The sequence below is a fragment of the Phenylobacterium sp. genome, assembly GCF_019636135.1.
Lineage (GTDB): Bacteria > Pseudomonadota > Alphaproteobacteria > Caulobacterales > Caulobacteraceae > Phenylobacterium.
Genome location: NZ_JAHBYD010000002.1, coordinates 91,268 through 113,103 on the forward strand (window position 1 = coordinate 91,268; position 21,836 = coordinate 113,103).

A 21,836-nucleotide genomic window follows, 5' to 3' on the forward strand; every position below is an offset into this window, starting at 1 on the left:
GGTAGGTTGGGTCCCGGTCTTCGCCTGGCGGCGAAACCGGGATGACAACGCGTGAGCTACCGGGGCGCCGCGATCCCGCCCATGCCGTCCGAGACGAACACGGCGCCGGACGCGACCAGCGCCGCGATGCGGTCCGGCGCGACGCCCCAGTCGCGCAGCACCTCCAACGTGTGCTCGCCGATATCGGGCGTGGGCCGCGTCAGCTTCACCGGCGTGCGCGCGAAGCTCGCATAGCCCTTGCAGCTTATCACCGGCCCCACGCGCGGGTGCTCCCAGGTCTCCAGGTAGCCGTTCTCGCGCAGCCAGGGGTCCTCCAGCGTCTCGGCCGCCCGCGCCACCGGGGCCGCCGCCACGCCCGCCGCCAGCAGCGCCTCCAGCACCGGCCCCCGCGCGCGCCCCGCCAGCGCCGCCGCCAGCCGCTCGGCCAGCGCGCCGTCGCGGGTCTCCAGCAGCGGCCCGGGGCCGACGTCGACCGCCAGCGCCGCGCCCAGCGCCTGGGCCTCCGCGTCCGTCTCGCACACGATCCCGATCCAGCCGTCGGCGCATTCGTAGTAGCGGTGCAGCGCCCGCACGCCCGGGCAGTCCTCGCCGCCCAGGTCGTTCGGCGGCCGCCCGTCGTAGGTGACCATCTCGCCGAGCTGGAACAGCAGCGATTGCGCGAGCAGGCTGGTCTTGATCTCCTGCCCCTCGCCGGTCCGCTCGCGGGCGTGCAGCGCCGCCACGACCGAGCTCGTCACGACCGACGCCGTCGCCACGTCGTTCACGGCGATGGTGTAGAGGATCGGCGCACCCTCGCCGCCCTGCGCCGCCTGCATCCCGCCCTCGGCCTGCAGCAGCGGGTCGAACCCCGGCAGCGCCGCGCGCTGGCCGGTGTCGCCGTAGGCGTTGATCGAGCACGAGATGATCCGCGGGTTCACCGCCTTCAGCGCCGCATAGTCGATGCCCAGCTTGCCGCGCACCCCCAGCCGGTAGTTGTCGATCACCACGTCGGCGCTCCTGGCCATCTCCAGGAAGAGGTCCTTCGCCCCCGGCTGGCGCAGGTCGAGCCCCAGCCCGCGGCTGCCGCGGTTGTAGATCATGAAGCCCGGCCCGTCGGACCGGAACGGGTCCCCCGCCGGCGGCTCGATCTTCACCACGTCCGCGCCCAGGTCGCTCAGCAGCGTCCCGGCATAGGCCCCGGCGATCACGGTGCCCATGTTCAGCACCTTCACGCCGGCCAGCGGCGGCGTCGACCCGCCCGGCCCGGCCGCCGCCGTCTTCGCCGGCCAGGCCGGCGGCGCGTCGGCCGGCTGCGGCAGGCCCCGCACCGACGCCGGGGTCGCCGAGAGCCGCGCGGGCGGCGCCGGGATCGCCACCTCCCCGTGCCGCGGATGCGGGAAGCTCAGGCGCATGCCGGCCTCGGCCACCGTCGAGCTCGCGAACCACGCCTCGCGCCGGCCCACCGGCCCGCACGGCACGTCGTTGGCCTGCAAGGCCTCCAGCCACTCGGCCCGCGTCCGCGTCAGGAACATGCCTTCCAGCAGGTCGCGGGCGGCCAGCATGTCCATCTCGAGCGCCTCGAAGGCGTCCTCCAGGCCCAGCACCTCGAAGGCCTTGCGGTAGAAGTTGGTGAACAGCGTGCCCAGGAAGAACCACTCCCCGTCGGCGCACTGGTAGAGCCGGTAGCGCGGGTTGGCGCCCGGCGGGATGCCGCGCGGCAGCGGGTCCTGCAGCAGCGCCCGCGCCACGCCCGACGCCTCCGACGCCCCGTGCAGGCCGCTGATCGTCACCGCCTGCCCCTGCCCGCTCCGCGCCCGCTCGACCAGCGCCGCGCCGATGGCGGCCGAGCCCATCACCGCTTGCGCGTACCAGAGCACCGGCAGGATCAGGTGCGTCGGCTGGTCCGTGTACGACCCCTGCCGGAACGCCGTCCCGGCCAGGCCCGCCAGCAGGCTGTGGTGCGCCGGCAGCCGGCTCCACGGCCCCGACGTCCCGTAGGGCGGCATCCACGCATGCACGAGCCCCGGATGCGCCCGGGCCAGCGTCGCCGCGTCCAGCCCCAGCGCCTCCAGCCTGCCCGGCGCGTGGTCGAACAGCGCCACGTCGGCGCCCGCGATCAGCGCCTTCGCCGCGCCCAGCCCCTCCGCCGTCTCCAGGTCGAGCGTCACCACCTGCTTGTTGCGGTTGAAGGCCAGGTAGCCCGGGTGGTCCTTCCAGCGGTCGCCGCCCGGCGGCTCGACCTTCACCACCTCGGCCTCGTGGTCGCCGAGCAGCATCGCGGCCATCGGCCCGGCCACGCCCTGGCTGAAATCGGCGATCCGAATCCCCTGGTAGGCCGACATCCACCCTCCCCGGCGCGTGTGCCCCGCGCTCCAACGCGACCCCATCAAACCGGGTGTTCGAACCCGTCGCAAGGGCGTGCTGGCGCGACCGCAAGGCATGGAGGCCCGCGATGCGCGCGGCCCGTATTCAGCCGAAGAGATGGCTGAGATCGACGGAATGGGCCTTACCTCCCCCGTCAAGACGGGGGAGGGGGACCGTTCGCCGACCCCGGCGAAGGCCGGGGGAAGAGCGAATGGTGGAGGGGGCGAGCCCCATCTGCTGAGTCATGGGCGCCCGGGTCGATCAGCCGAGCTTGAAGTTCGCCCCCTCCACCATCCGCTCTTCGGCGGATGGTCCCCCTCCCCCGCTGCGCAGGGGAGGTGAGGCTAGAGCCGCAGCACCATGGTCTCCACCACCGGGCGGCGGCCCCAGATGCGCTGGCTGGCCTTCTTCACGGCGCGGTTGACGGCCGTCTCGACGCTGTCGTCGAACTCCAGGCCCTCGCCCTTCAGGCGCTTGATCGCCGCCTCGGCCTCGTCGGCGAGGTCGTCGAGGGCGTCTTCGAGGTCGTCGTCGCTCTCCGTCGGCAGGCCTAGGGCGCGCACCTGCGGCGTCGAGGCCAGCCTGTTGCGCCCGTCCAGCACGACGGCCACCGTCACCACGCCGTTGAACGACGCGTGTCGCCGCTCGCGCAGCGCTTCGCCGTTCTCGGGCGTCAGGACGCCGGCGTCCACGAACAGGCGGCCGGACGGGACCTCGTCGATGATCTCGGCGCGGCCGGGCGCCAGGCGCACCATGTCGCCGTTGCGGGGCGTCACCTGTTGCGCCACCTGCAGGTCGCGGGCGAAGGCGGCGTGCTCCATCAGGTGGCGACGCTCGCCGTGCGTCGGCACCGCGATCTGCGGCCGCGCCCAGGCGTACATCTCGGCCAGCTCGTCCCGGCATGGGTGACCGCTCACGTGGATGCCCGGATGGTCGCGCTCGGTGTAGAGCCGCACGCCGTTCTCGGTCAGCTTGTTCTGCAGGTTGCGGATCGGGATCTCGTTGCCTGGGATCACGCGGCTGGAGAACACCACGGCGTCGCCCGCCCCCAGCTTCACGTGCGGATGGGTCCCGTCCGCGATCCGCGCCAGCGCCGCCCGCGGTTCGCCCTGGCTGCCGGTGCAGAGGTAGAGCACCCCGTTCTCGGGCAGGTGCCTGGCCTCGGTGTCGTCGATGAAGGGCTTGATGTCCTCCATCAGGCCCACCGACTTCGCCGCCGCCGCCATGCGGTGCATCGAGCGGCCCGCCAGGCAGACCCGCCTTCCGTTCGCCTCGGCCGCGCGGATCACGCTGTCCATCCGCGCCACGTTCGAGGCGAAGCAGGCCACCGCCACCTTGCCCTTCAGCCCGCCGATCAGGTCGGTCAGCGCCACGCGCACGTCGGCTTCCGAACCGGCATGGCCGTCCACGAAGACGTTCGTGCTGTCGCACACCATCGCCAGCACGCCCTCGTCGCCCAGCTTGCGGATCGCCGCCGCATCGGTGACGTCGCCCAGCAGCGGGTCGGGGTCGATCTTCCAGTCGCCGGTGTGCAGGATCGTGCCCAGCGGCGTCTTGATCGCCAGCCCGTTCGGCTCGGGGATCGAGTGGGTGAGCGTGATCAACTCCAGCTTGAACGGCCCCAACTCGATCGTCCCGCCCAGCGGAACCTCGGTGATCTCGACCTCGTCCAGCAGGTCGGCCTCACGCAGCTTCTCGCGCAGGATGAAGGCGGTGAACGGCGTCGCGTAGACCGGCGCCTTCAGCCTGGGCCACAGCCACGCCACCGCCCCGATGTGGTCCTCGTGGGCGTGCGTCAGCACGATGCCCAGGATGCGGTCGGCGTACGCTTCGATGTACTCCGGGTCGGGCAGGATCACCTCCACGCCCGGCGTCGTCTGGTCGCCGAACGTGACCCCCAGGTCGACCACGATCCACTTGCGGTCGTGCGCCGGCCCGAAGCCGTAGAGGTTGAAGTTCATCCCGATCTCGTTCGAGCCGCCCAGCGGCAGGAAGACGAGTTCGTCGTTTGGGTTGGCCATCAGCCGGCTTTCTTGTTCCGCCGCCAGATCTCCAGCATCCCGCGGATGGTGAGGTCGGGGTCGAAGTGGTCGATGCTGGTCGTGGCGCCGTGGAACAGCGAGGCGACCCCGCCGGTCGCCACCACGGTCAGCGGCTTGTCGTGCTCGGCCTTGATCCGGGCGATCAGCCCCTCGATCAGGGCGATGTAGCCCCAGAACACGCCCGACTGCATGGCCCCCACGGTGTCGGTGCCCACCACGCGCTGCGGCTTCTGGATCGCCACGCGCGGCAGCTTGGCCGCCGCCTGGTGCAGCGCCTCCATGGAAAGGTTGATGCCGGGCGCGATCACGCCGCCCTCGAACCCGCCGTCCGCGGCGATGATGTCGAAGGTGGTGGCGGTGCCGCTGTCGATGACGATCAGGTCGCCCGGATAGACCACGTGCGCGCCGATGGCGTTCACCAGCCGGTCGGCGCCGGCCTCGGACGGCTTCTGGATGCGCACCGGGATGCCCAGGTCGACGTTGTCGCCCACCACCAGCGGCTCCACGTGCAGGTAGCGCCGCGCCAGGTTGCGCAGGTTGAAGATCGACTGCGGCACCACGGACGAGACGATGCAGCCGTCGAACTGGTTCAGGCTCAGCCCGGCCATCGCCAGCAGTTGCGACAGCCACACCGCGTACTCGTCGGCCGTGCGCGTGGAGTCGGTGCCGGCGCGCCATTGGGCCGTCCACCGCTCGCCGTCATGCACGGCGAAGAGGGTGTTGGTGTTGCCCTGTTCGATCGCGAGCAGCATTCACGCCTCTCCGAAAAACACGTCGCCGGCCGTTATGCGCTCCAGGCCGCCGCCGTCCAGCCGCAGTCTGAGCGCGCCGTCCGGGTCGAGGCCTTCCGCCACGCCGCTGAGCGTCCGGTTGGGCAGGCGCGCCTCGCAGCGCTGGCCGATGCCGGTGGCCCGCTCGGACCACCCCGCCGCGATGGCCGGGAAGCCCTGCGCGGTCCAGGCGGTGCGCCAGCGCTCGAACGCGGTGGCCAGCACCTCCAGCGCCGCCCTCGGCTGCGGCGCCGGCCCGGCCATGTGCTCGGCGAAGGCGGTGGCCGGGCGCTCCACGTCCTGCGGCGCATGCGCCAGGTTCACGCCGATCCCGACCGCCAGCCACAGCCGCCCGTCCGGCCGCGACCCGCTCTCGACCAGGATTCCCACGGCCTTGCGGCCATGCACCAGCACGTCGTTGGGCCACTTCAGCCGCGCCGCGCCCGCGCCCAGGCACGCATCCGCCAGGTCGCACGCCGCCAGCGCCGCCACGAACGAGAGCTGCGCCGCCTCCCCGGCCGGCCGATCGGTCAGCGTCAGCAGCGTCGCCGCCAGGTTGCCGCGGTTCGTGGACCATGCCCGCCCGCGCCGCCCCCGCCCCGCTGTCTGCACCGCCGCGGTGATCCACACCGGCCCCGCCTCCCCCGCCTCCGCGCGCCGCCGCGCCTCGGCGTTGGTGGAGTCGAGCTCGTCGTAGGCCTCGATGGGAGGATGAGCCATCAGGGGAACCACTGAAGACACGGAAAACACGGAACGCTCGCGCCGCGCCCCAGCACGCTGTGCGCCTCGGGCGCGCGACTCGCCACGGAAACGGCCGTTTCAGCCGCTTCCGTGTTTTCTGTGTTTTCCGTGGTTTGAATCTTAGACCAACCCCAGCGCCTGCGCGGCGGTGGCGGCCGCGTCGTTGAGCCAGTAGAGCGCCACGATCACGATCGGGAAGGCGAAGGCCGCCGAGGCGATGGCGATGGCGTTGGCCTCCATCGGGGGCTTGTCGGTCGCCCCGGCGCTGCCGTCGAACCACATCACCTTGATCACGCGCAGGTAGTAGAAGGCCGCCACCACCGAGCCGATCAGGCCCGCCACCGCCACGCCCCACAGGCCCGCGTCCAGCGCGGCCTTGAAGACCGCGATCTTGGCGAAGAAGCCCGAGAACGGCGGCAGGCCGAGCGCCGACAGCGAGAAGATGGTGATGGCGAAGCCCAGCGCCGGGCGCTCCTTGATCAGCCCCGCCATGTCGTCGATCGTCTCCATCGCCCGGCCCTGGCGCGACAGCGCCGCCAGGCAGGCGAAGAAGCCCGTCACGTCGATCATGTAGAGGATCATGAACACCAGCATGCCCTGCACGCCCTCGGACGTGCCGGAGGCGAGGCCCAGCAGCGCATAGCCGATGTTGGCGATCGAGGAGTAGGCCCAGAGGCGCTTCAGGTTCTTCTGCACCAGCCCCGCGAAGGCGCCGACCGCGATGGAGATCAGCGAGATCGCCACCAGCACCTGCTGCCACTGGTCGGTCGCGCCGGCGAAGCCGTCGGCCAGCACGCGGGCGAACAGCATCATGGCGGCGAGCTTCGGCGCCGCGGCGAAGAAGGCCACCACCGGCGTCGGCGCGCCCTCGTAGACGTCGGGCGTCCACATGTGGAACGGCGCCGCCGAGACCTTGAAGGCCAGGCCGCAGATCAGGAACACGAGGCCGAACAGCAGGCCGGTGTTGTCCGGCGCGCCCGCCGCCGCGGCGATGTCGGGGAACAGCGTCGAGCCCGCGAAGCCGTAGATCAGGCTGGAGCCGTAGAGCAGCAGGCCCGACGACAGCGCGCCCAGCACGAAGTATTTCAGGCCCGCCTCCGACGCCTTGGCGTTGTCGCGGTGCATGGCGGCCAGCACGTACAGCGCCAGCGAATGCAGCTCGACGCCGACGTAGAGCGAGATCAGGTCGCCGGCCGAGGCCATCATGCCCATGCCCAGCGCCGCCAGCAGGATCAGCACCGGGAACTCGAACGCCCGCACCCCGCGCCGCGCGAACCACGGCTGGCCCAGCGGGATCGCGATGGCCGAGGCCAGGTAGATCGCCACCTTCGAGAAGGTCGCCGCTGCGTCCGAGATCAGGCCGCCGCCGAACGCCACCCCGAACGGCTGCGTCGCCGAGGCGATGGCCGCGGCCACCAGCACCAGCACCGACCCGCCGCCGACGAGCGCCGTCTGCTTCGGGGCGAAGGCGCCGACCACCAGGAGCGCGAGCGCGCCCACGGCGAGGATCACTTCGGGATAGGCGTAGGCCAGGTCGGCGGACAGCATCGAGAAACCCCTACCCGCCGATGGCCGCCTGGTAGACCCGCACTAGCTGGTCCACCGACGCACTCGTCAGGTCGAATACGGAATTGGGCTGCACGCCCATGAACAGCGTGGCGATCATCAGCGGCGCGAAGATCGCGACCTCGCGCCATTCCAGGTCGGTGATCGTCTCCAGCTTCGGGTTGGTGATCGTGCCGAACACCACGCGCCGATAGAGCGTCAGCATGTAGACCGCCGACAGGATCACGCCGGTCGCCGCCAGAATCGCGGTCCAGGTCGACACCTGGTAGGTCCCGGTCATCGACAGGATCTCGCCGACGAAGCCCGACGTGCCCGGCAGGCCCACGTTGCCCATGCTGAACAGCAGGAACACCGCCGCGTACCACGGCATCCGGTTCACCAGCCCGCCGTAGAAGGCGATCTCGCGGGTGTGCATCCGGTCGTAGATCACGCCCACGCAGAGGAACAGCGCCCCCGAGATCACCCCGTGGCTCAGCATCTGGTAGATCGCGCCCTGCTCGCCCACGGCGTTGCCCGAGAAGATGCCCATGGTCACGAGGCCCATGTGGGCCACCGACGAATAGGCGATCAGCTTCTTCACGTCGTTCTGCCGGAAGGCCACGAGCGAGGTGTAGATCACCGCGATCACGCTCAGCGCGAACACCAGTGGCGTGAACAGATGCGAGGCGTCCGGGAACATCGGCAGCGAGAACCGCAGGAAGCCGTACCCGCCCAGCTTCAGCAGGATGCCGGCCAGGATCACCGAGCCCGCGGTCGGCGCCTCGACGTGGGCGTCGGGCAGCCAGGTGTGGACCGGCCACATCGGCATCTTCACCGCGAACGAGGCGAAGAAGGCCAGCCACAGCCAGGTCTGCGCCTGCGGCGTGAAGGCGTACTGCATCAGTTCGGGGATCGAGCTCGTATGCGCCTGGCCCATCATCCACAGGAGGGCGGCCAGCATCAGGATCGAGCCGAGCAGCGTGTAGAGGAAGAACTTGAACGCCGCGTACACCCGCCGCGCGCCGCCCCAGATGCCGATGATCAGGAACATCGGCACCAGGCTGAACTCGAAGAAGACGTAGAAGACCATGATGTCGAGGGCGCAGAACACGCCGGTGACCAGCACCTCCAGCAGGAGGAAGGCGGCCATGTACTCGTGGACCCGCTTGTCGATCGACTTCCAGGAGGCCGCGATGCAGAGCGGCATCAGGAAGGCGTTCAGCAGCACGAACAGCACCGAGATGCCGTCGACGCCCATCCGGTAGTGCATGCCGGCGAACCACGGCACGTCTTCCACGAACTGGAAGCCCGGGTCGTTCGGGTCGAACTGCACGACCAGCAGCACCGACACGGCGAAGGTCGCCAGCGTCGAGACGAGCGCGATCCACTTGGACGTCTCGACGCCCTTGGCGTCGTCCTTGGCCGCGAGGCGCAGCGCCAGGATGCCGAACACCCCGACCAGCGGCAGGAAGGTGACGAGGGAGAGAATGGGCATGTCCGTCGGCTCCCTCAGGCGGTCCAGGCCACCAGGGCGTAGGTCAGCAGACCCGCCACCCCGAGGAGCATGACGAAGGCGTAGTGGTACACGTAGCCGCTCTGGATCTTCCCGGCCCCCTTGCCGACCTGCACCGAGAGCGCCGAGACGCCGTCGGGCCCCAGCCCGTCGATGATCTTCTGGTCGCCGCCCTTCCAGAACAGGTCGCCCAGCAGCTTCGCGCCGCGCACGAAGGTCGCCTGGTAGATCTCGTCGAAGTACCACTTGTTGTAGAGGAACTGGTAGGTGATGCCGCCGTTCGCCGCGAGGCGCGCGCCCGACCCTTCCTTCCAGAGATACATGTAGGCCGCGACCAGCAGGCCCAGCACCGACGCCGCCAGCGGCGCCAGCACCACCCACGTCGGCGCATGATGCTCGGCCGCGTGCTTGGCCGGCAGGTGGAAGATCGCCCCCTTCCAGAACTCGCCCATCTCGCCGCCGATGAACTGGTGGTGGAACAGGAAGCCCGACGCGATCGCCCCGATCGACAGCACGATCAGCGGGATGCGCATCGTCCAGGGGCTCTCGTGCGGCAGGTGCGCCCCGTGTCCATGGGCGTCATGACCGTGGTCGCCATGCCCGTGGTCCGCATGCGCCGCTTCCGGCTCGCTGTGCGTCTCGATCTGCGCGTGGCTGGCGTGGTCGTCCGCGTGGCCGTGGTCGTGGTCGCGGTTGTGCCAGTGGTGCTCGAGGTCCTCGGGCGTCCAGCGGGCGTGGCCGTTGAACGTGAAGAAGGCGACCCGCCAGGAGTAGAAGGCGGTCAGGCCGGCCACGAAGATGCCGATGGTGAAGGCGAAATAGCCCATCGGCTGGCCCGCCCCGCCGGCCTCGTAGGCGGCGTGGATGATGGCGTCCTTCGAGTAGAAGCCGGCGAAGCCCAGGTCGACGAAGGGGATGCCCAGGCCGGTGATGGCGATGGTGCCGATGGTCATCACCGCGAAGGTGATCGGCAGGAACTTCGCGAGGTTCCCATAGCGCCGCATGTCCTGCTCGTGCGCCATCCCGTGGATCACCGAGCCGGCGCCCAGGAACAGCAGCGCCTTGAAGAAAGCGTGCGTGAACAGGTGGAACATCGCCGCCTGGTAGGCGCCCACGCCCGCGGCGAAGAACATGTAGCCGAGCTGCGAGCAGGTCGAGTAGGCGATCACCCGCTTGATGTCGTTCTGCGTCAGGCCGACCGTCGCGGCGAACAGCGCCGTGACCGCCCCGATCACCGTCACGATGGTCTTCGCCGCCGGCGCGTACTCGAACATCGGCGACAGGAGGCAGACCATGTAGACGCCGGCGGTCACCATGGTGGCCGCGTGGATCAGCGCCGACACCGGCGTCGGGCCTTCCATGGCGTCGGGCAGCCAGGTGTGCAGGAAGAACTGCGCCGACTTGCCCATGGCGCCCACGAACAGCAGCGCACACGCGAGGTCGACGAGGCTGAAGGTCCACGAGCCGAAGTCCCAGCCCTTGCCGACGCTGGCGGCGATCTGCGGGAACACCTCGTGGAACTGGACCGTCCCGTAGGCCCAGAACACCGTCATGATGCCCAGCGCGAAGCCGAAGTCGCCGACCCGGTTCACCACGAACGCCTTGATGGAGGCCGCGTTGGCGGTGTCCTTGTGGAACCAGAAGCCGATCAGCAGGTAGCTCGCCAGGCCCACGCCTTCCCAGCCGAAGAAGAGCTGCATGAAGTCGTTGGCGCTGATCAGCGCCAGCATCGCGAAGGTGAACAGCGACAGGTAGGCGAAGAACCGCGGCTTGCTCGGATCGTCCGCCATGTACCCCCACGAATAGAGGTGGACGAGCGACGACACGGTGGTCACCACCACCAGCATCACCGCCGACAGGCCGTCGAGGCGGAACGCCCAGTCGGAGACGAAATTCCCGACGTGGATGAACGGCGCGTACTTCACCGTGAACGGCTCCAGGCCGCCCCAGGTCCACTGGCTGAACACCACCCACGACAGGATGGCCGACAGGAACAGGAAGCCCGTGGTGACGCCGCGGCTGAGGTTGTCGCCGATCCGGCGGCCGAACAGCCCCGCGACGGCCGCGCCGATCAGCGGGCCGAACAGGATGACGGTGACGAGGGTTTCAGCGCTCACGGAAACTCAGCCCTTCATCATCGAGGCGTCGTCCACGGCGATGTCGCCGCGGTTGCGGAAGAAGGTGACGAGGATCGCCAGCCCCACGGCGGCCTCCGCGGCCGCCACGGTCAGCACGAACATCGCGAAGATCTGCCCGGTCAGGTTCCCGAGGTACACCGAGAACGCCACCAGGTTGATGTTCACGGCCAGCAGCATCAGCTCGACCGACATCAGGATGACGATGATGTTCTTGCGGTTCACGAAGATCCCGAACACGCCGATCGTGAACAGGATGGCGGCGACCGCCAGATAGTGCTCGAGGCCGATAATCATTCGCCGACCTGCCTTCCTGGTTCACGATTCCCCTCCCCCTTGCGGGGAGGGGTCGGGGGTGGGGGTGCGAACCTCAGGGCTCGGCGTCGACACCCCCACTCCCAACCCTCTCCCCGCAAGGGGGAGAGAGCTATGCTGTGCGCAGTCGGACGACGCTGTGGGTGACTGAGGATCATTCCCCGATCCCCTCGCCCGGCTTCAGGTCGCGGATGCGCATGCCGGTCTTCGGCGTGCGCAGCACCTGGTTCATGATCACCTGCCGCTTCACGCCCGGCTTGTGGCGCAGCGTCAGCACGATGGCGCCGATCATCGCGACCAGCAGCACCAGGCCCGCGGCCTGGAAGAAGTAGACGTAGTCCGTGTAGAGCACGCGGCCGATCGCCTCGGCGTTCGAGAGCGCGCTGTCGGCGCCCGACGCCGCCGGCGCCTTGGCGTCCGCCGCCGCGCCGCGGCCCGCCACCGTCGCCGACACCAGCACCATCTCGGCGGCCAGGAAGCCCGCGATCACGAGGCCCAGCGGCATGTACCGGGCGAAGCCCTGCCGGAGCGCCGTGAAGTCCACGTCCAGCATCATCACGACGAACAGGAACAGCACCGCGACGGCGCCCACGTAGACCACCACCAGCAGCATCGCCAGGAACTCCGCGCCCATCAGGACGAAGAGGCCGGCGGCCGAGAAGAAGGCCAGAATCAGCCAGAGCACCGAGTGGACCGGATTGCGGGCCGAGACCACGCAGAATCCGGCCGCCACGGTGACCAGCGCCATCAGGTAGAATGCGATCGCCTGCAGGGCCATCGGGTCCGTCTAACCCCTCAATTCATTTCCCAGGATCGTCATCCCCGGGCTTGTCCCGGGGATCCATGGACACGGGCCTCTCCCGGTGTTCATGGGTGGCCGGGACAAGCCCGGCCATGACGCGATTTAGCTCGGCGGAATCGCGCCGCCTCTCCTATCGGTACGGTGCGTCCAGTTCCAGATTCTTCGCGATCTCCCGCTCCCAGCGGTCGCCGTTGTCCAGGAGGCGCGCCTTGTCGTAGTAGAGCTCCTCGCGGGTCTCGACGGCGAACTCGGTGTTCGGGCCTTCCACGATGGCATCCACCGGGCAGGCCTCCTGGCACAGGCCGCAGTAGATGCACTTGACCATGTCGATGTCGTAGCGGGTCGTGCGGCGGCTGCCGTCGGCGCGCGGCTCGGCCTCGATGGTGATCGCCTGCGCCGGGCAGATCGCCTCGCACAGCTTGCAGGCGATGCAGCGCTCCTCGCCGTTGGGGTAGCGGCGCAGCGCGTGCTCGCCGCGGAAGCGCGGGCTCTGCGGCCCCCGTTCGTGCGGGTACTGCACGGTCTTCTTCGGCGCGACCATGTACTTCATGCCGAGCCCGAAGGCCCCCACGAAGTCCATCAGCGCCGCGCCCTTCAGCGCCTGTCCGATCCGGTTCAGCATCACTTCTTCTCGCAGGCGTAGTCGTCCAGGAACTGGGCGTCGCCGTTCTTCTGTAGCCGAAGGGTCCCGCCCTTCTCGGCGCAGGCCTTCTGGGCGGCCTTGATGTCGTCGTAGGTCGCGATGCCGCCGCTCGTGCCGAACCCGGCGCCCGTCGAGCAGGCGGCCAGGTCGAAGGCGATCAGCGCGAGCGCGGCGGCGGCGATGAAGCTCCTCATCCCGGCAACCCCGTGTAGACCAGCCAGCCCGCCACCGCGAACACGGCCACCAGCGAGGTCGGGAGGAACACCTTCCAGCCCAGCCGCATGAGCTGGTCGTAGCGGTAGCGCGGCACGATGGAGCGGACCATCGCGTTCATGAAGAACACGAAGAAGGTCTTGAGCGCATAGAAGACGAGGCCGTGCAGGCTGGCCAGCCACGCGGGCCACGCGGCCAGGTAGCCCTCCGGCCACGGCGCATGCCACCCGCCCAGGAACAGCACCGCCATCAGGCCGCTCATCAGGACGATGTTCGCCGTCTCGGCCAGGTAGAACAGCATGTAGGGCGTCGAGCCGTATTCCACGGCGTAGCCCGCCACCAGCTCCGACTCCGCCTCCGGCAGGTCGAAGGGCGGCCGGTTGGTCTCGGCCAGGCCCGAGATGAAGAAGATCACGCCCATCGGGAACATGATCAGGATCAGCGGCAGGTTGTTCAGCGTGCCCTCTTTCGAGCCGCCGAACATGTTCCAGTTGATGAGCCAGCCGGCCTGCGCCTCGGTGATGTCGGTCAGGTTCATCGAGCCCGCGATCAGGATCACGGTGATGATCACGAAGCCGATCGAGACCTCGTAGCTGACCATCTGCGCCGCCGATCGCAGCGACCCCAGGAACGGGTACTTCGAGTTCGAGGCCCAGCCGCCCATGATGATGCCGTAGACGCCCATCGAGCTGACGGCGAACAGGTAGAGGATGCCGACGTTGATGTCGGAGACCATCCAGCCCGGTGCGATCGGCATCACCGCCCAGGCGCCCAGCGCCAGGGTCACCGAGATGATCGGGGCCAGCAGGTAGACCGCCTTGTCGGCGCCGGCCGGGATCACCAGCTCCTTGATCAGGAACTTGCCCAGGTCGGCGAACGACTGCAGCAGCCCGAACGGGCCCACCACGTTCGGGCCCTTCCGCGCCTGCACGCCGGCGAAGATCTTGCGGTCGCCGTAGATGATGAAGGCGATCGTCAGCAACAGCACGACGGTGACGGCCAGGATGTGCGCCACCGTCAGGATCGTCCAGCCGACAGGTGTTTCCCAGAAATTCAAAGCCACACCCCCGACGCTGCTCTCGCCTCCCCCGCGCAGCGGCGGGAGGGGGACCGCCCGCCGAGCGTAGCGGAGAGCGGGTGGTGGAGGGGGCGAGCCCCATCCGCTGAATCGAAAACGCCGGACCGATCCGCCGAGCGTGCGGCTCGCCCCCTCCACCACGCCCTCTTCGGGGCGCGGTCCCCCTCCCGCCGCTGCGCGGGGGAGGTAAGGGTGGCGATGAGCGAAGTGTGCTGCATCCCCCTACTCCGCCGCGATCTTGGCCGCGCCCGAGGCGAGCTGGGCGCATTCGGCCATCGTCACGCTGGCGCGGGCGATGGGGTTGGAAAGGTGGAAGCTGGCCACCGCGCTCCGGAACGGCGCGTCCGAGACCTCGCCCTTCCGGCCGAGGGCCGCGAAGTCCACCGCCGGCGCCGTCTCCGGCACGTAGTCGATGCGCCCGAACGTCGGGTGGTCAGCGAACAGCTTCGCCCGGAGCTGGTCCAGCGTGTCGTAGGGCAGCTTGGCGCCGAGGCGTTCGGAAAGCGCCCGCAGGATCGCCCAGTCCTCGCGCGCCTCGCCCTTCGGGAAGACGGCGCGGAAGCCCATCTGCACCCGGCCCTCGGTGTTCACGTAGAGGCCGTTCTTCTCGGTGTAGGCCGCGCCCGGCAGGATCACGTCGGCCTTGTGCGCGCCCGCGTCGCCGTGCGTGCCCAGGTAGACGACGAACGCGCCCGACCTGGACACATCGACCTCGTCGGCGCCCAGCAGGACCAGCAGGTCCGCCCCGCCCTTCGCCGCCAGCTCGGCCGCCGTCCTGCCGCCTTCCGCCGGCACGAAGCCCAGGTCCAGGCCGCCCACCCGGCTCGCCGCCGTGTGCAGCACGTTCCAGGTCATGCCGTAGGCCTTGGCGACCGCCGCGGCCGCCGCCAGCACCGCGGCGCTGTCCGCCCGGTTCAACGCGCCCGCGCCCACGATGATCGCCGGGTTCTTCGCGTCCTTCAGGCCCTTCACGAAGTCGGACTTCGACCTGGCGAGCCCGCCCAGCGACGCGGCGCCCGCGCCCAGGTGTTCGTAGTCGTAGGTCAGGTCGACCGCCTCGCCGATCAGGCCGACCTTCGTCGCGCCCGCCAGCCAGCGCTTGCGGATGCGCGCGTTCAGCACCGGCGCCTCAAGCCGCGGATTGCTGCCGACGAGCAGGATATAGTCCGCGTCTTCAAGGCCTTGGATCGACGAATTGAAGAGCCAGCTCTCGCGCTGGCCGCCGCCCAGCACCATGCCGTCCTGCCGGCAATCCAGGCTCTTCACGCCCAGGCCGCCGAACAGGTCCAGCGCGGCCTTCATCGACTCCGCGTCCTGCAGGTCGCCGGCGATCACGCCGATGCGGTCCGGGCTGGTCGCCTGGATCTTCGCGGCCACCACGTCCAGCGCCTCGGCCCAGGTCGCGGCCCGCAGCTTGCCGTCCTCGCGCACGAACGGCCGGTCCAGCCGCTGCCGCGCCAGGCCATCGACGGCATAGCGGGTCTTGTCCGAGATCCACTCCTCGTTGACCGCCTCGTGGGTGCGCGGCAGCACGCGCAGCACCGCCGGCCCGCGCGCATCCACCCGGATCGCCGAGCCCAGGGCGTCCATCACGTCGACGCTCTCGGTCTTCTTCAGCTCCCACGGCCGCGCGTTGAACGCGTAGGGCTTGCTGGTCAGCGCGCCCACCGGGCACAGGTCGATGACGTTGGCGGAGAGCTCGCTCGTCACGGCCCGGTCGAGATAGGTGGTGATCTCCACGTCCTCGCCGCGCGAGATGAGGCCGATGTCCGGCACGCCCGCAACCTCGGTGATGAAGCGGACGCAGCGCGTGCATTGGATGCAGCGGGTCATGACCGTCTTGATCAACGGCCCCATGTACTTCTCTTCGACCGCCCGCTTGTTCAGCTCGTAGCGGCTCTCGTCGCGGCCATAGCCCATGGCCTGGTCCTGCAGGTCGCACTCGCCGCCCTGGTCGCAGATCGGGCAGTCCAGCGGGTGGTTGATGAGCAGGAACTCCATCACCCCGTGGCGCGCCTTCGTCACCATCGGCGTGTCGGTGAAGATCTCCTGCCCTTCCGCCGCCGGCAGCGCGCACGACGCCTGCGGCTTCGGCGGGCCGGGCTTCACCTCGACCAGGCACATGCGGCAGTTGCCGGCGATGCTCAGCCGTTCGTGGTAGCAGAACCGCGGAATCTCCTTGCCCGCGAGCTCGCACACCTGCAGGACGTTCATCCCCGCTTCGAACTCGACCTCGACCCCGTCGACCTTGGCTATGGGCATCAGGACATCGCTCCCATTCCCACAAGTCCGTCATGGCCGGGCCTGTCCCGGCCACCCATGCGCGCCGGCGCTGCGAGGATGGTCGGAACCGTCGCCGCCGCGAACTCGGGGACATCGGTGTTCATGGGTGGCCGGGACAGGCCCGGCCATGACGTTTGAGGGAGAAGGAACGACATCCGCCCTACTCCGCCGCGATCGAGGCGCCGGCGTACGAGCCCTTGCGCGCGCGGTAACTGTTGATGCGGTCCTCCACCTCCCCGCGGAAGTGGCGGAACAGGCCCTGGATCGGCCAGGCGGCCGCGTCGCCCAGGCCGCAGATGGTGTGACCCTCGACCTGGGACGCCACGTCGAGCAGCAGGTCGATCTCGGACATCTCGGCTTCGCCCGTGACCATCCGCTCCATCACCCGCCACATCCAGCCGGTGCCCTCGCGGCACGGCGTACACTGGCCGCAGCTCTCGTGCTTGTAGAAGTAGCTGGCCCGCGCGATGGCCTTCACCAGGTCGGCGTCCTTGTCGAACACGATCATGGTGCCGGTGCCCAGGCCCGAGCCCCGCGCCTGCAGGTCCTCGTAGGTCATCACCGCGACCTCGGCCTCCTCGGCCGGGATCATGCGCACCGAGATGCCGCCCGGGATCACCGCCTTCAGGTTGCCCCAGCCGCCCCGCACGCCGCCCATGTGCTCCTCGATGAGCGTCTTCAGCGGGATGCCGACCGCGTCCTCGACCACGCAGGGCCGGTTCAGGTGGCCCGAGCCCGCGAACAGCTTGGTGCCGGTCGACTTCTCGGTGCCGAACCCTGCGAACCAGTCCGCGCCACGCCGCAGGATCGTGCCCACGACCGCGATGGTCTCGACGTTGTTCACCGTCGTCGGGCAGCCGTAGATGCCGGCGCCGGCCGGGAACGGGGGCTTCAGGCGCGGCTGGCCCTTCTTGCCCTCGAAGCTCTCCATCAGCGCCGTCTCGTCGCCGCAGATGTAGGCCCCGCCCCCGTGCTGCACGCGCACGTCCACGTCCCAGCCGTGGATGTTGCCGGGCCCGATCAGCTTGGCGTCGTACGCCTGCTTGATCGCCGCCAGCAGCCGCTCGCGCTCATGCACGTACTCGCCGCGGATGTAGATGTAGGCCGTGTGCGCCCGCATGGCCTTGCAGGCGATCAGGCAACCCTCGATCAAGAGGTGCGGGTCGTTGCGCAGGATGTCGCGATCCTTGCACGCGCCCGGCTCCGACTCGTCGGCGTTGACCAGCAGGTAGTGCGGACGTTCGCTCTCCTGCTTCGGCATGAAGGTCCACTTCAGGCCGGTGGCGAAGCCCGCCCCGCCGCGCCCGCGCAGGCCCGAGGCCTTGATCTGGTCGCAGATCCACTCGGGCGTCTGGGCCACGATGTCCTTCGTGCCGTTCCACGCGCCGCGCGCCTTCGCCCCATCCAGGCCCCAGTCGCGCTGGCCGTAGATGTTCAGGAAGATGCGGTCCTTGTCGGCCAACAGCCCCGGCACGTCAGGAATCTCCCTTGCGGCCGCGCACGGCGGCCATGAACCACATCTGCACCGCGAACCCGCCGGCCACGGCGACGATCACCAGCGCGATCGCCCAGGTCCGGCCCTGGGCGTAGAGCATGATCCCGATCACGGCGACGAGCGCCGCCACCACGTTGGCGATCATCATCACCTTGCGCCGCCGCTGGATGGCCTCGATGTCGATGGTCATCGCAACCTCCTTACCTCCCCCGCGAAGCGGCGGGAGGGGGACCGCCCGCCGAAGCCGGCTTCAGCCGGCTGTAGAGCGGGGGGTGGAGGGGGCGAGCCCCATGCACGGAATTCGAAACGGCAGGGCTGACGCGCCGAGCTTGGCGTTCGCCCCCTCCACCACGCGCTCTCCGCTGCGCTCGGCGCGCGGTCCCCCTCCCGCCGCTTCGCGGGGGAGGTGAGAGGAAGTTCTGCCCCCCTCATGCCCCCACCTTCGTCTTCGCCGCCTTGGGCGGCTTCGGCGGCAGGTTCGGGATGGCGATCCTCTTGGCCAGCGACCCGTCGAACAGTTTCGCGTCGGTCAGCGTCAGCGGCTCGCCCGCGGGGGCCGAGCCCTGCCGCCCGATCTCCGACCCCGGCTCCGGCGTCTTCCCGGCCGCGAACGCGTCCAGCAGCTTCTCGAAGCCTTCCGGCGTCAGGTCCTCGTAGTAGCGGTCGTTGATCGCCGCCATCGGCGCGTTGGCGCACGCGCCCATGCACTCGACTTCCTGCCAGTAGAACTTGCCGTCGGCCGAGCGGTGGGCCTGCGGCCCGATCCGGCGCTTGCAGACCTCCATCAGCGCCTCGGACCCGCGCGTCTGGCACGGCGTCGTGCCGCACACCTGCACCAGCGCATGCGTGCCCACCGGCTCCAGCATGAACATGGTGTAGAAGGTCGCCACCTCCAGCACCCGGATCACCGGCACGCCCAGCAGCTCGGCCACCGCCCGGATCGCCGGCTCGGGCACCCAGCCCTCCTGCTTCTGCACCAGCCACAGGATCGGCACCATGGCCGACTGCTGCCGCCCCGCCGGGAAGTTGGCCATCCACTGCTTCGCCGCCTTCAGCGTGGCGGGCGCGAACGCGAAGCTCTCGGGCTGGATGGGAGAAAGACGGCGGACGCTCAACGGTCGATCTCCCCGAACACGATGTCCAGCGAGCCCAGGATGGCGGAGACGTCGGCCAGCATGTGCCCGCGGTTCAGCCAGTCCATCGCTTGCAGGTGCGGATAGCCCGGCGCGCGGATCTTGGCCCGGTACGGCTTGTTGGTCCCGTCGCTGACCAGGTAGACGCCGAACTCGCCCTTCGGCGCCTCGACGCAGGCGTAGACCTCGCCCGGCGGCGTCCGGTAGCCCTCGGTGAACAACTTGAAGTGGTGGATCAGCGATTCCATCGACCGCTTCATCTCGCCCCGGCGCGGCGCGGTGATCTTGTTGTCCTCGATCAGCACCGGGCCCGGCGTCTTCAGCAGGCGCTCGCAGCACTGCTTCATGATCCTGGTGCTCTCGCGCATCTCCTGCATGCGGCAGAGGTAGCGGTCGTAGCAGTCGCCGTTCACGCCCAGCGGAACGTCGAACTCCATGTCGTCGTAGGCGGCGTAGGGCTGGCTGCGCCGCAGGTCCCACGGGATGCCCGAGCCGCGCACCATCACGCCCGAGAACGACTTCTCGATCGCCTCCTCGCGGGTCACCACGCCGATGTCGACGTTGCGCTGCTTGAAGATGCGGTTGTGGGTGATCAGGCCCTCGATGTCGTCGCAGATGCGCGGGAAGCCGTCGCACCAGTCGAGGATGTCGCGCACCAGCGCTTCCGGCAGGTCCTGCCGCACGCCGCCCACGCGGTAGTAGTTGGCGTGCATCCGCGCGCCCGACGCGCGCTCGTAGAACACCATGAGTTGCTCGCGCGGCTCGAAGCCCCAGAGCGGCGGCGTCAGCGCGCCCACGTCCATGGCCTGGGTGGTCACGTTCAGCAGGTGGTTCAGGATGCGCCCGATCTCGTCGTAGAGCGTGCGGATCAGGAGCGCCCGGTACGGCGGCGTCACGCCCAGCAGCCTCTCGATCGCCAGGCAGTAGGCGTGCTCCTGGTTCATGGGCGCCACGTAGTCGAGGCGGTCCATGTACGGGATCGTCTGCTGGTAGGGCCGCGCCTCCATCAGCTTCTCGGTGCCGCGGTGCAGCAGGCCGATGTGCGGGTCGACCCGCTCCACCACCTCGCCGTCCAGCTCCAGCACCAGGCGCAGCACCCCGTGGGCCGCCGGGTGCTGCGGGCCGAAGTTGATGTTGAACTTGCGGACCGGGGTCTCGGCCGCCTCGGGCGCGAAGAAATCGGTGGCCGCCGCGGGCGTGTTGTCGCCGGTCATTTGGCCTTCTCCCCGGACTTCTCGTCGCCGGGCAGGATCGGGGCGAAGCCCTTCTCCACGCCCTCCCAGGGCGACAGGAAGTCCCAGTTGCGCCACTCGACCGACTTCACCGGCTCGTAGACCACCCGCTTCAGCTCGTCGTCGTAGCGGACCTCGACGTAGCCGGTCATCGGGAAGTCCTTGCGCAGCGGATGGCCGTGGAAGCCGTAGTCCGTGAGGATGCGCCGCAGGTCCGGATGGCCGTCGAAGAAGACGCCGTACATGTCGAACGTCTCGCGCTCGAACCAGTCGGCCGCCGGGAAGACCGACACGACCGACGGCACGGCGGTGTCCTCGTCGGTCTGCACCTTCAGCCGCACCCGCCGGTTCTTCGTCATCGACAGCAGGTGGTAGACCACGTCGAACCGCAGTGGCCGCTCGGGATAGTCCGCGCCGCACAGGTCGATGAGCTGATGGAAGCCCTGCGCGTCCTTCAGGTAGGTCAGCGCCTCGACCACGCGGGCCGCCGGGCCGGTCAGGGTCAGCTCGCCGAACGCCACCTCGGCGCCCGTGATCAGGCCCTTGGCCTCCTTCACGATGGCCTTGCCGAGCTTGGAAAGCTCGCTCTCGCTCGCCGGCCAGCTCATCGGATGATCGTCCCGGTGCGGCGGATCTTCTTCTGCAGTTGCAGCACGCCGTAGACCAGCGCCTCGGCGGTCGGCGGGCAGCCGGGCACGTAGACGTCCACCGGCACGATCCGGTCGCAGCCGCGCACGGTCGAATAGCTGAAGTAGTAGTAGCCGCCGCCGTTCGCGCAGCTTCCCATGCTGATCACGTACCGCGGCTCGGGCATCTGGTCGTAGACCTTGCGCAGCGCCGGAGCCATCTTGTTCACCAGCGTGCCGGCCACGATCATCACGTCGCTCTGCCTGGGGCTGGCGCGCGGCGCGAAGCCGTAGCGCTCCAGGTCGTAGCGCGGCATCGAGGCCTGCATCATCTCGACCGCGCAGCACGCCAGGCCGAACGTCATCCACATCAGCGAACCGGTGCGGGCCCAGGTGATCAGGTCGTCGACGCCGGCGGTCACGAAGCCCTTGTCGGCCAGCCGCTGCGACACGCCGTCGAAGAAGGGGTCGTGCGTCTTCGGGTCGTAGCCCTCGACCGCGCTCCGGCCGGCCGACCCCGCAGGAACGATCACTCCCATTCCAGGGCGCCCTTCTTCCACTCGTAGATGAAGCCCACCGTCAGCACGCCGAGGAAGGTCATCATCGACCAGAAGGCGTACTTCGCCGCATCCGGCGGCAACTTCATCAGCGCCACGGCCCACGGGAACAGGAATGCGACTTCCAAGTCGAAGATGATGAAGAGAATCGAGACGAGGTAGAATCGCACGTCGAACTTCATCCGCGCGTCGTCGAAGGCGTTGAAGCCGCACTCGTAGGACGACAGCTTCTCGGGATCGGGCGCCCTGGGCGCGAGCACGGTCGCGGCGAGAATGAAGACGATACCCAGCACCGCCGCGATCCCCAGGAAGATCACGATGGGCAGGTACTCGAGCAGGAAGTCGTTCACGTAAGTCTCCGGCGGGGAGT

The 21,836-nt window shown here is 69.4% G+C and carries 20 protein-coding genes; all 20 read right to left on the bottom strand.

Annotated features, from left to right (window positions below; translation table 11 throughout):
* Positions 1-56 precede the first annotated feature (56 nt).
* The 20 genes from KF737_RS01735 to KF737_RS01830 all read right to left on the bottom strand — a co-directional run bounded on the left by KF737_RS01735 (position 57) and on the right by KF737_RS01830 (position 21,816).
* A complete protein-coding gene (locus tag KF737_RS01735; protein ID WP_296449732.1) occupies positions 57-2,321 on the bottom strand; it encodes a CoA transferase in 2,265 nt (754 codons plus the stop codon).
* A 366-nt stretch (positions 2,322-2,687) separates the two neighbouring features.
* Positions 2,688-4,367, bottom strand: a complete 1,680-nt coding sequence (locus KF737_RS01740) for a ribonuclease J (RefSeq protein WP_296450008.1) — start codon at positions 4,365-4,367, stop codon at positions 2,688-2,690.
* The gene (locus KF737_RS01745) at positions 4,364-5,137 is read right to left on the bottom strand and encodes a type III pantothenate kinase (RefSeq protein ID WP_296449733.1); all 774 of its coding nucleotides are present in this window, start codon (positions 5,135-5,137) and stop codon (positions 4,364-4,366) included. Before KF737_RS01745 ends, KF737_RS01740 begins: the two co-directional genes overlap by 4 nt.
* Positions 5,138-5,875, bottom strand: coding sequence for a biotin--[acetyl-CoA-carboxylase] ligase (locus KF737_RS01750; RefSeq protein WP_296449735.1), 738 nt, complete (start codon positions 5,873-5,875; stop codon positions 5,138-5,140).
* Positions 5,876-6,016: 141 nt separating this feature from the next.
* The gene (gene nuoN, locus KF737_RS01755) at positions 6,017-7,444 is read right to left on the bottom strand and encodes an NADH-quinone oxidoreductase subunit NuoN (protein WP_296449737.1); all 1,428 of its coding nucleotides are present in this window, start codon (positions 7,442-7,444) and stop codon (positions 6,017-6,019) included.
* A 10-nt stretch (positions 7,445-7,454) separates the two neighbouring features.
* Positions 7,455-8,936 carry an NADH-quinone oxidoreductase subunit M gene (locus KF737_RS01760; protein WP_296449739.1) on the bottom strand — a complete coding sequence of 494 codons (1,482 nt, stop codon included), beginning with the start codon at positions 8,934-8,936 and terminating at the stop codon, positions 7,455-7,457.
* 14 nt (positions 8,937-8,950) lie between these two features.
* The gene (nuoL, locus tag KF737_RS01765) at positions 8,951-11,071 is read right to left on the bottom strand and encodes an NADH-quinone oxidoreductase subunit L (protein ID WP_296449741.1); all 2,121 of its coding nucleotides are present in this window, start codon (positions 11,069-11,071) and stop codon (positions 8,951-8,953) included.
* Between the two features lie 6 nt (positions 11,072-11,077).
* Positions 11,078-11,383, bottom strand: coding sequence for an NADH-quinone oxidoreductase subunit NuoK (gene nuoK / locus KF737_RS01770; RefSeq protein ID WP_293478395.1), 306 nt, complete (start codon positions 11,381-11,383; stop codon positions 11,078-11,080).
* 175 nt (positions 11,384-11,558) lie between these two features.
* The gene (locus KF737_RS01775; protein WP_296449743.1) at positions 11,559-12,182 is read right to left on the bottom strand and encodes an NADH-quinone oxidoreductase subunit J; all 624 of its coding nucleotides are present in this window, start codon (positions 12,180-12,182) and stop codon (positions 11,559-11,561) included.
* Between the two features lie 154 nt (positions 12,183-12,336).
* Positions 12,337-12,828, bottom strand: coding sequence for an NADH-quinone oxidoreductase subunit NuoI (gene nuoI, locus KF737_RS01780; protein WP_296449745.1), 492 nt, complete (start codon positions 12,826-12,828; stop codon positions 12,337-12,339).
* Positions 12,828-13,043, bottom strand: coding sequence for a hypothetical protein (locus KF737_RS01785; protein WP_296449747.1), 216 nt, complete (start codon positions 13,041-13,043; stop codon positions 12,828-12,830). The genes nuoI and KF737_RS01785 overlap by 1 nt, the downstream gene beginning before the upstream one ends.
* Positions 13,040-14,125 (bottom strand): NADH-quinone oxidoreductase subunit NuoH, encoded by a 1,086-nt coding sequence (gene nuoH / locus KF737_RS01790; RefSeq protein ID WP_296449750.1) that lies wholly within the window; start codon positions 14,123-14,125, stop codon positions 13,040-13,042. The genes KF737_RS01785 and nuoH overlap by 4 nt, the downstream gene beginning before the upstream one ends.
* Before the next feature lie 237 nt (positions 14,126-14,362).
* A complete protein-coding gene (gene nuoG, locus KF737_RS01795; protein WP_296449752.1) occupies positions 14,363-16,402 on the bottom strand; it encodes an NADH-quinone oxidoreductase subunit NuoG in 2,040 nt (679 codons plus the stop codon).
* Positions 16,403-16,583: 181 nt separating this feature from the next.
* Positions 16,584-17,897, bottom strand: coding sequence for an NADH-quinone oxidoreductase subunit NuoF (gene nuoF, locus KF737_RS01800; protein WP_296449754.1), 1,314 nt, complete (start codon positions 17,895-17,897; stop codon positions 16,584-16,586).
* Between the two features lies 1 nt (position 17,898).
* Entirely contained in the window at positions 17,899-18,108 is a 210-nt protein-coding gene (locus KF737_RS01805; protein WP_296449756.1) for a hypothetical protein, read from the bottom strand.
* 238 nt (positions 18,109-18,346) lie between these two features.
* Positions 18,347-19,033, bottom strand: coding sequence for an NADH-quinone oxidoreductase subunit NuoE (nuoE, locus tag KF737_RS01810; protein WP_296449759.1), 687 nt, complete (start codon positions 19,031-19,033; stop codon positions 18,347-18,349).
* The gene (locus KF737_RS01815) at positions 19,030-20,265 is read right to left on the bottom strand and encodes an NADH-quinone oxidoreductase subunit D (protein ID WP_296449762.1); all 1,236 of its coding nucleotides are present in this window, start codon (positions 20,263-20,265) and stop codon (positions 19,030-19,032) included. Before KF737_RS01815 ends, nuoE begins: the two co-directional genes overlap by 4 nt.
* Positions 20,262-20,891 carry an NADH-quinone oxidoreductase subunit C gene (locus tag KF737_RS01820; protein ID WP_296449764.1) on the bottom strand — a complete coding sequence of 210 codons (630 nt, stop codon included), beginning with the start codon at positions 20,889-20,891 and terminating at the stop codon, positions 20,262-20,264. The genes KF737_RS01815 and KF737_RS01820 overlap by 4 nt, the downstream gene beginning before the upstream one ends.
* Entirely contained in the window at positions 20,888-21,469 is a 582-nt protein-coding gene (locus KF737_RS01825) for an NADH-quinone oxidoreductase subunit B family protein (protein ID WP_296449766.1), read from the bottom strand. The genes KF737_RS01820 and KF737_RS01825 overlap by 4 nt, the downstream gene beginning before the upstream one ends.
* On the bottom strand, positions 21,439-21,816 hold the full coding sequence (locus KF737_RS01830; protein ID WP_296449767.1) for an NADH-quinone oxidoreductase subunit A: 378 nt from the start codon (positions 21,814-21,816) through the stop codon (positions 21,439-21,441). The genes KF737_RS01825 and KF737_RS01830 overlap by 31 nt, the downstream gene beginning before the upstream one ends.
* Between the last annotated feature and the right edge of the window lie 20 nt (positions 21,817-21,836).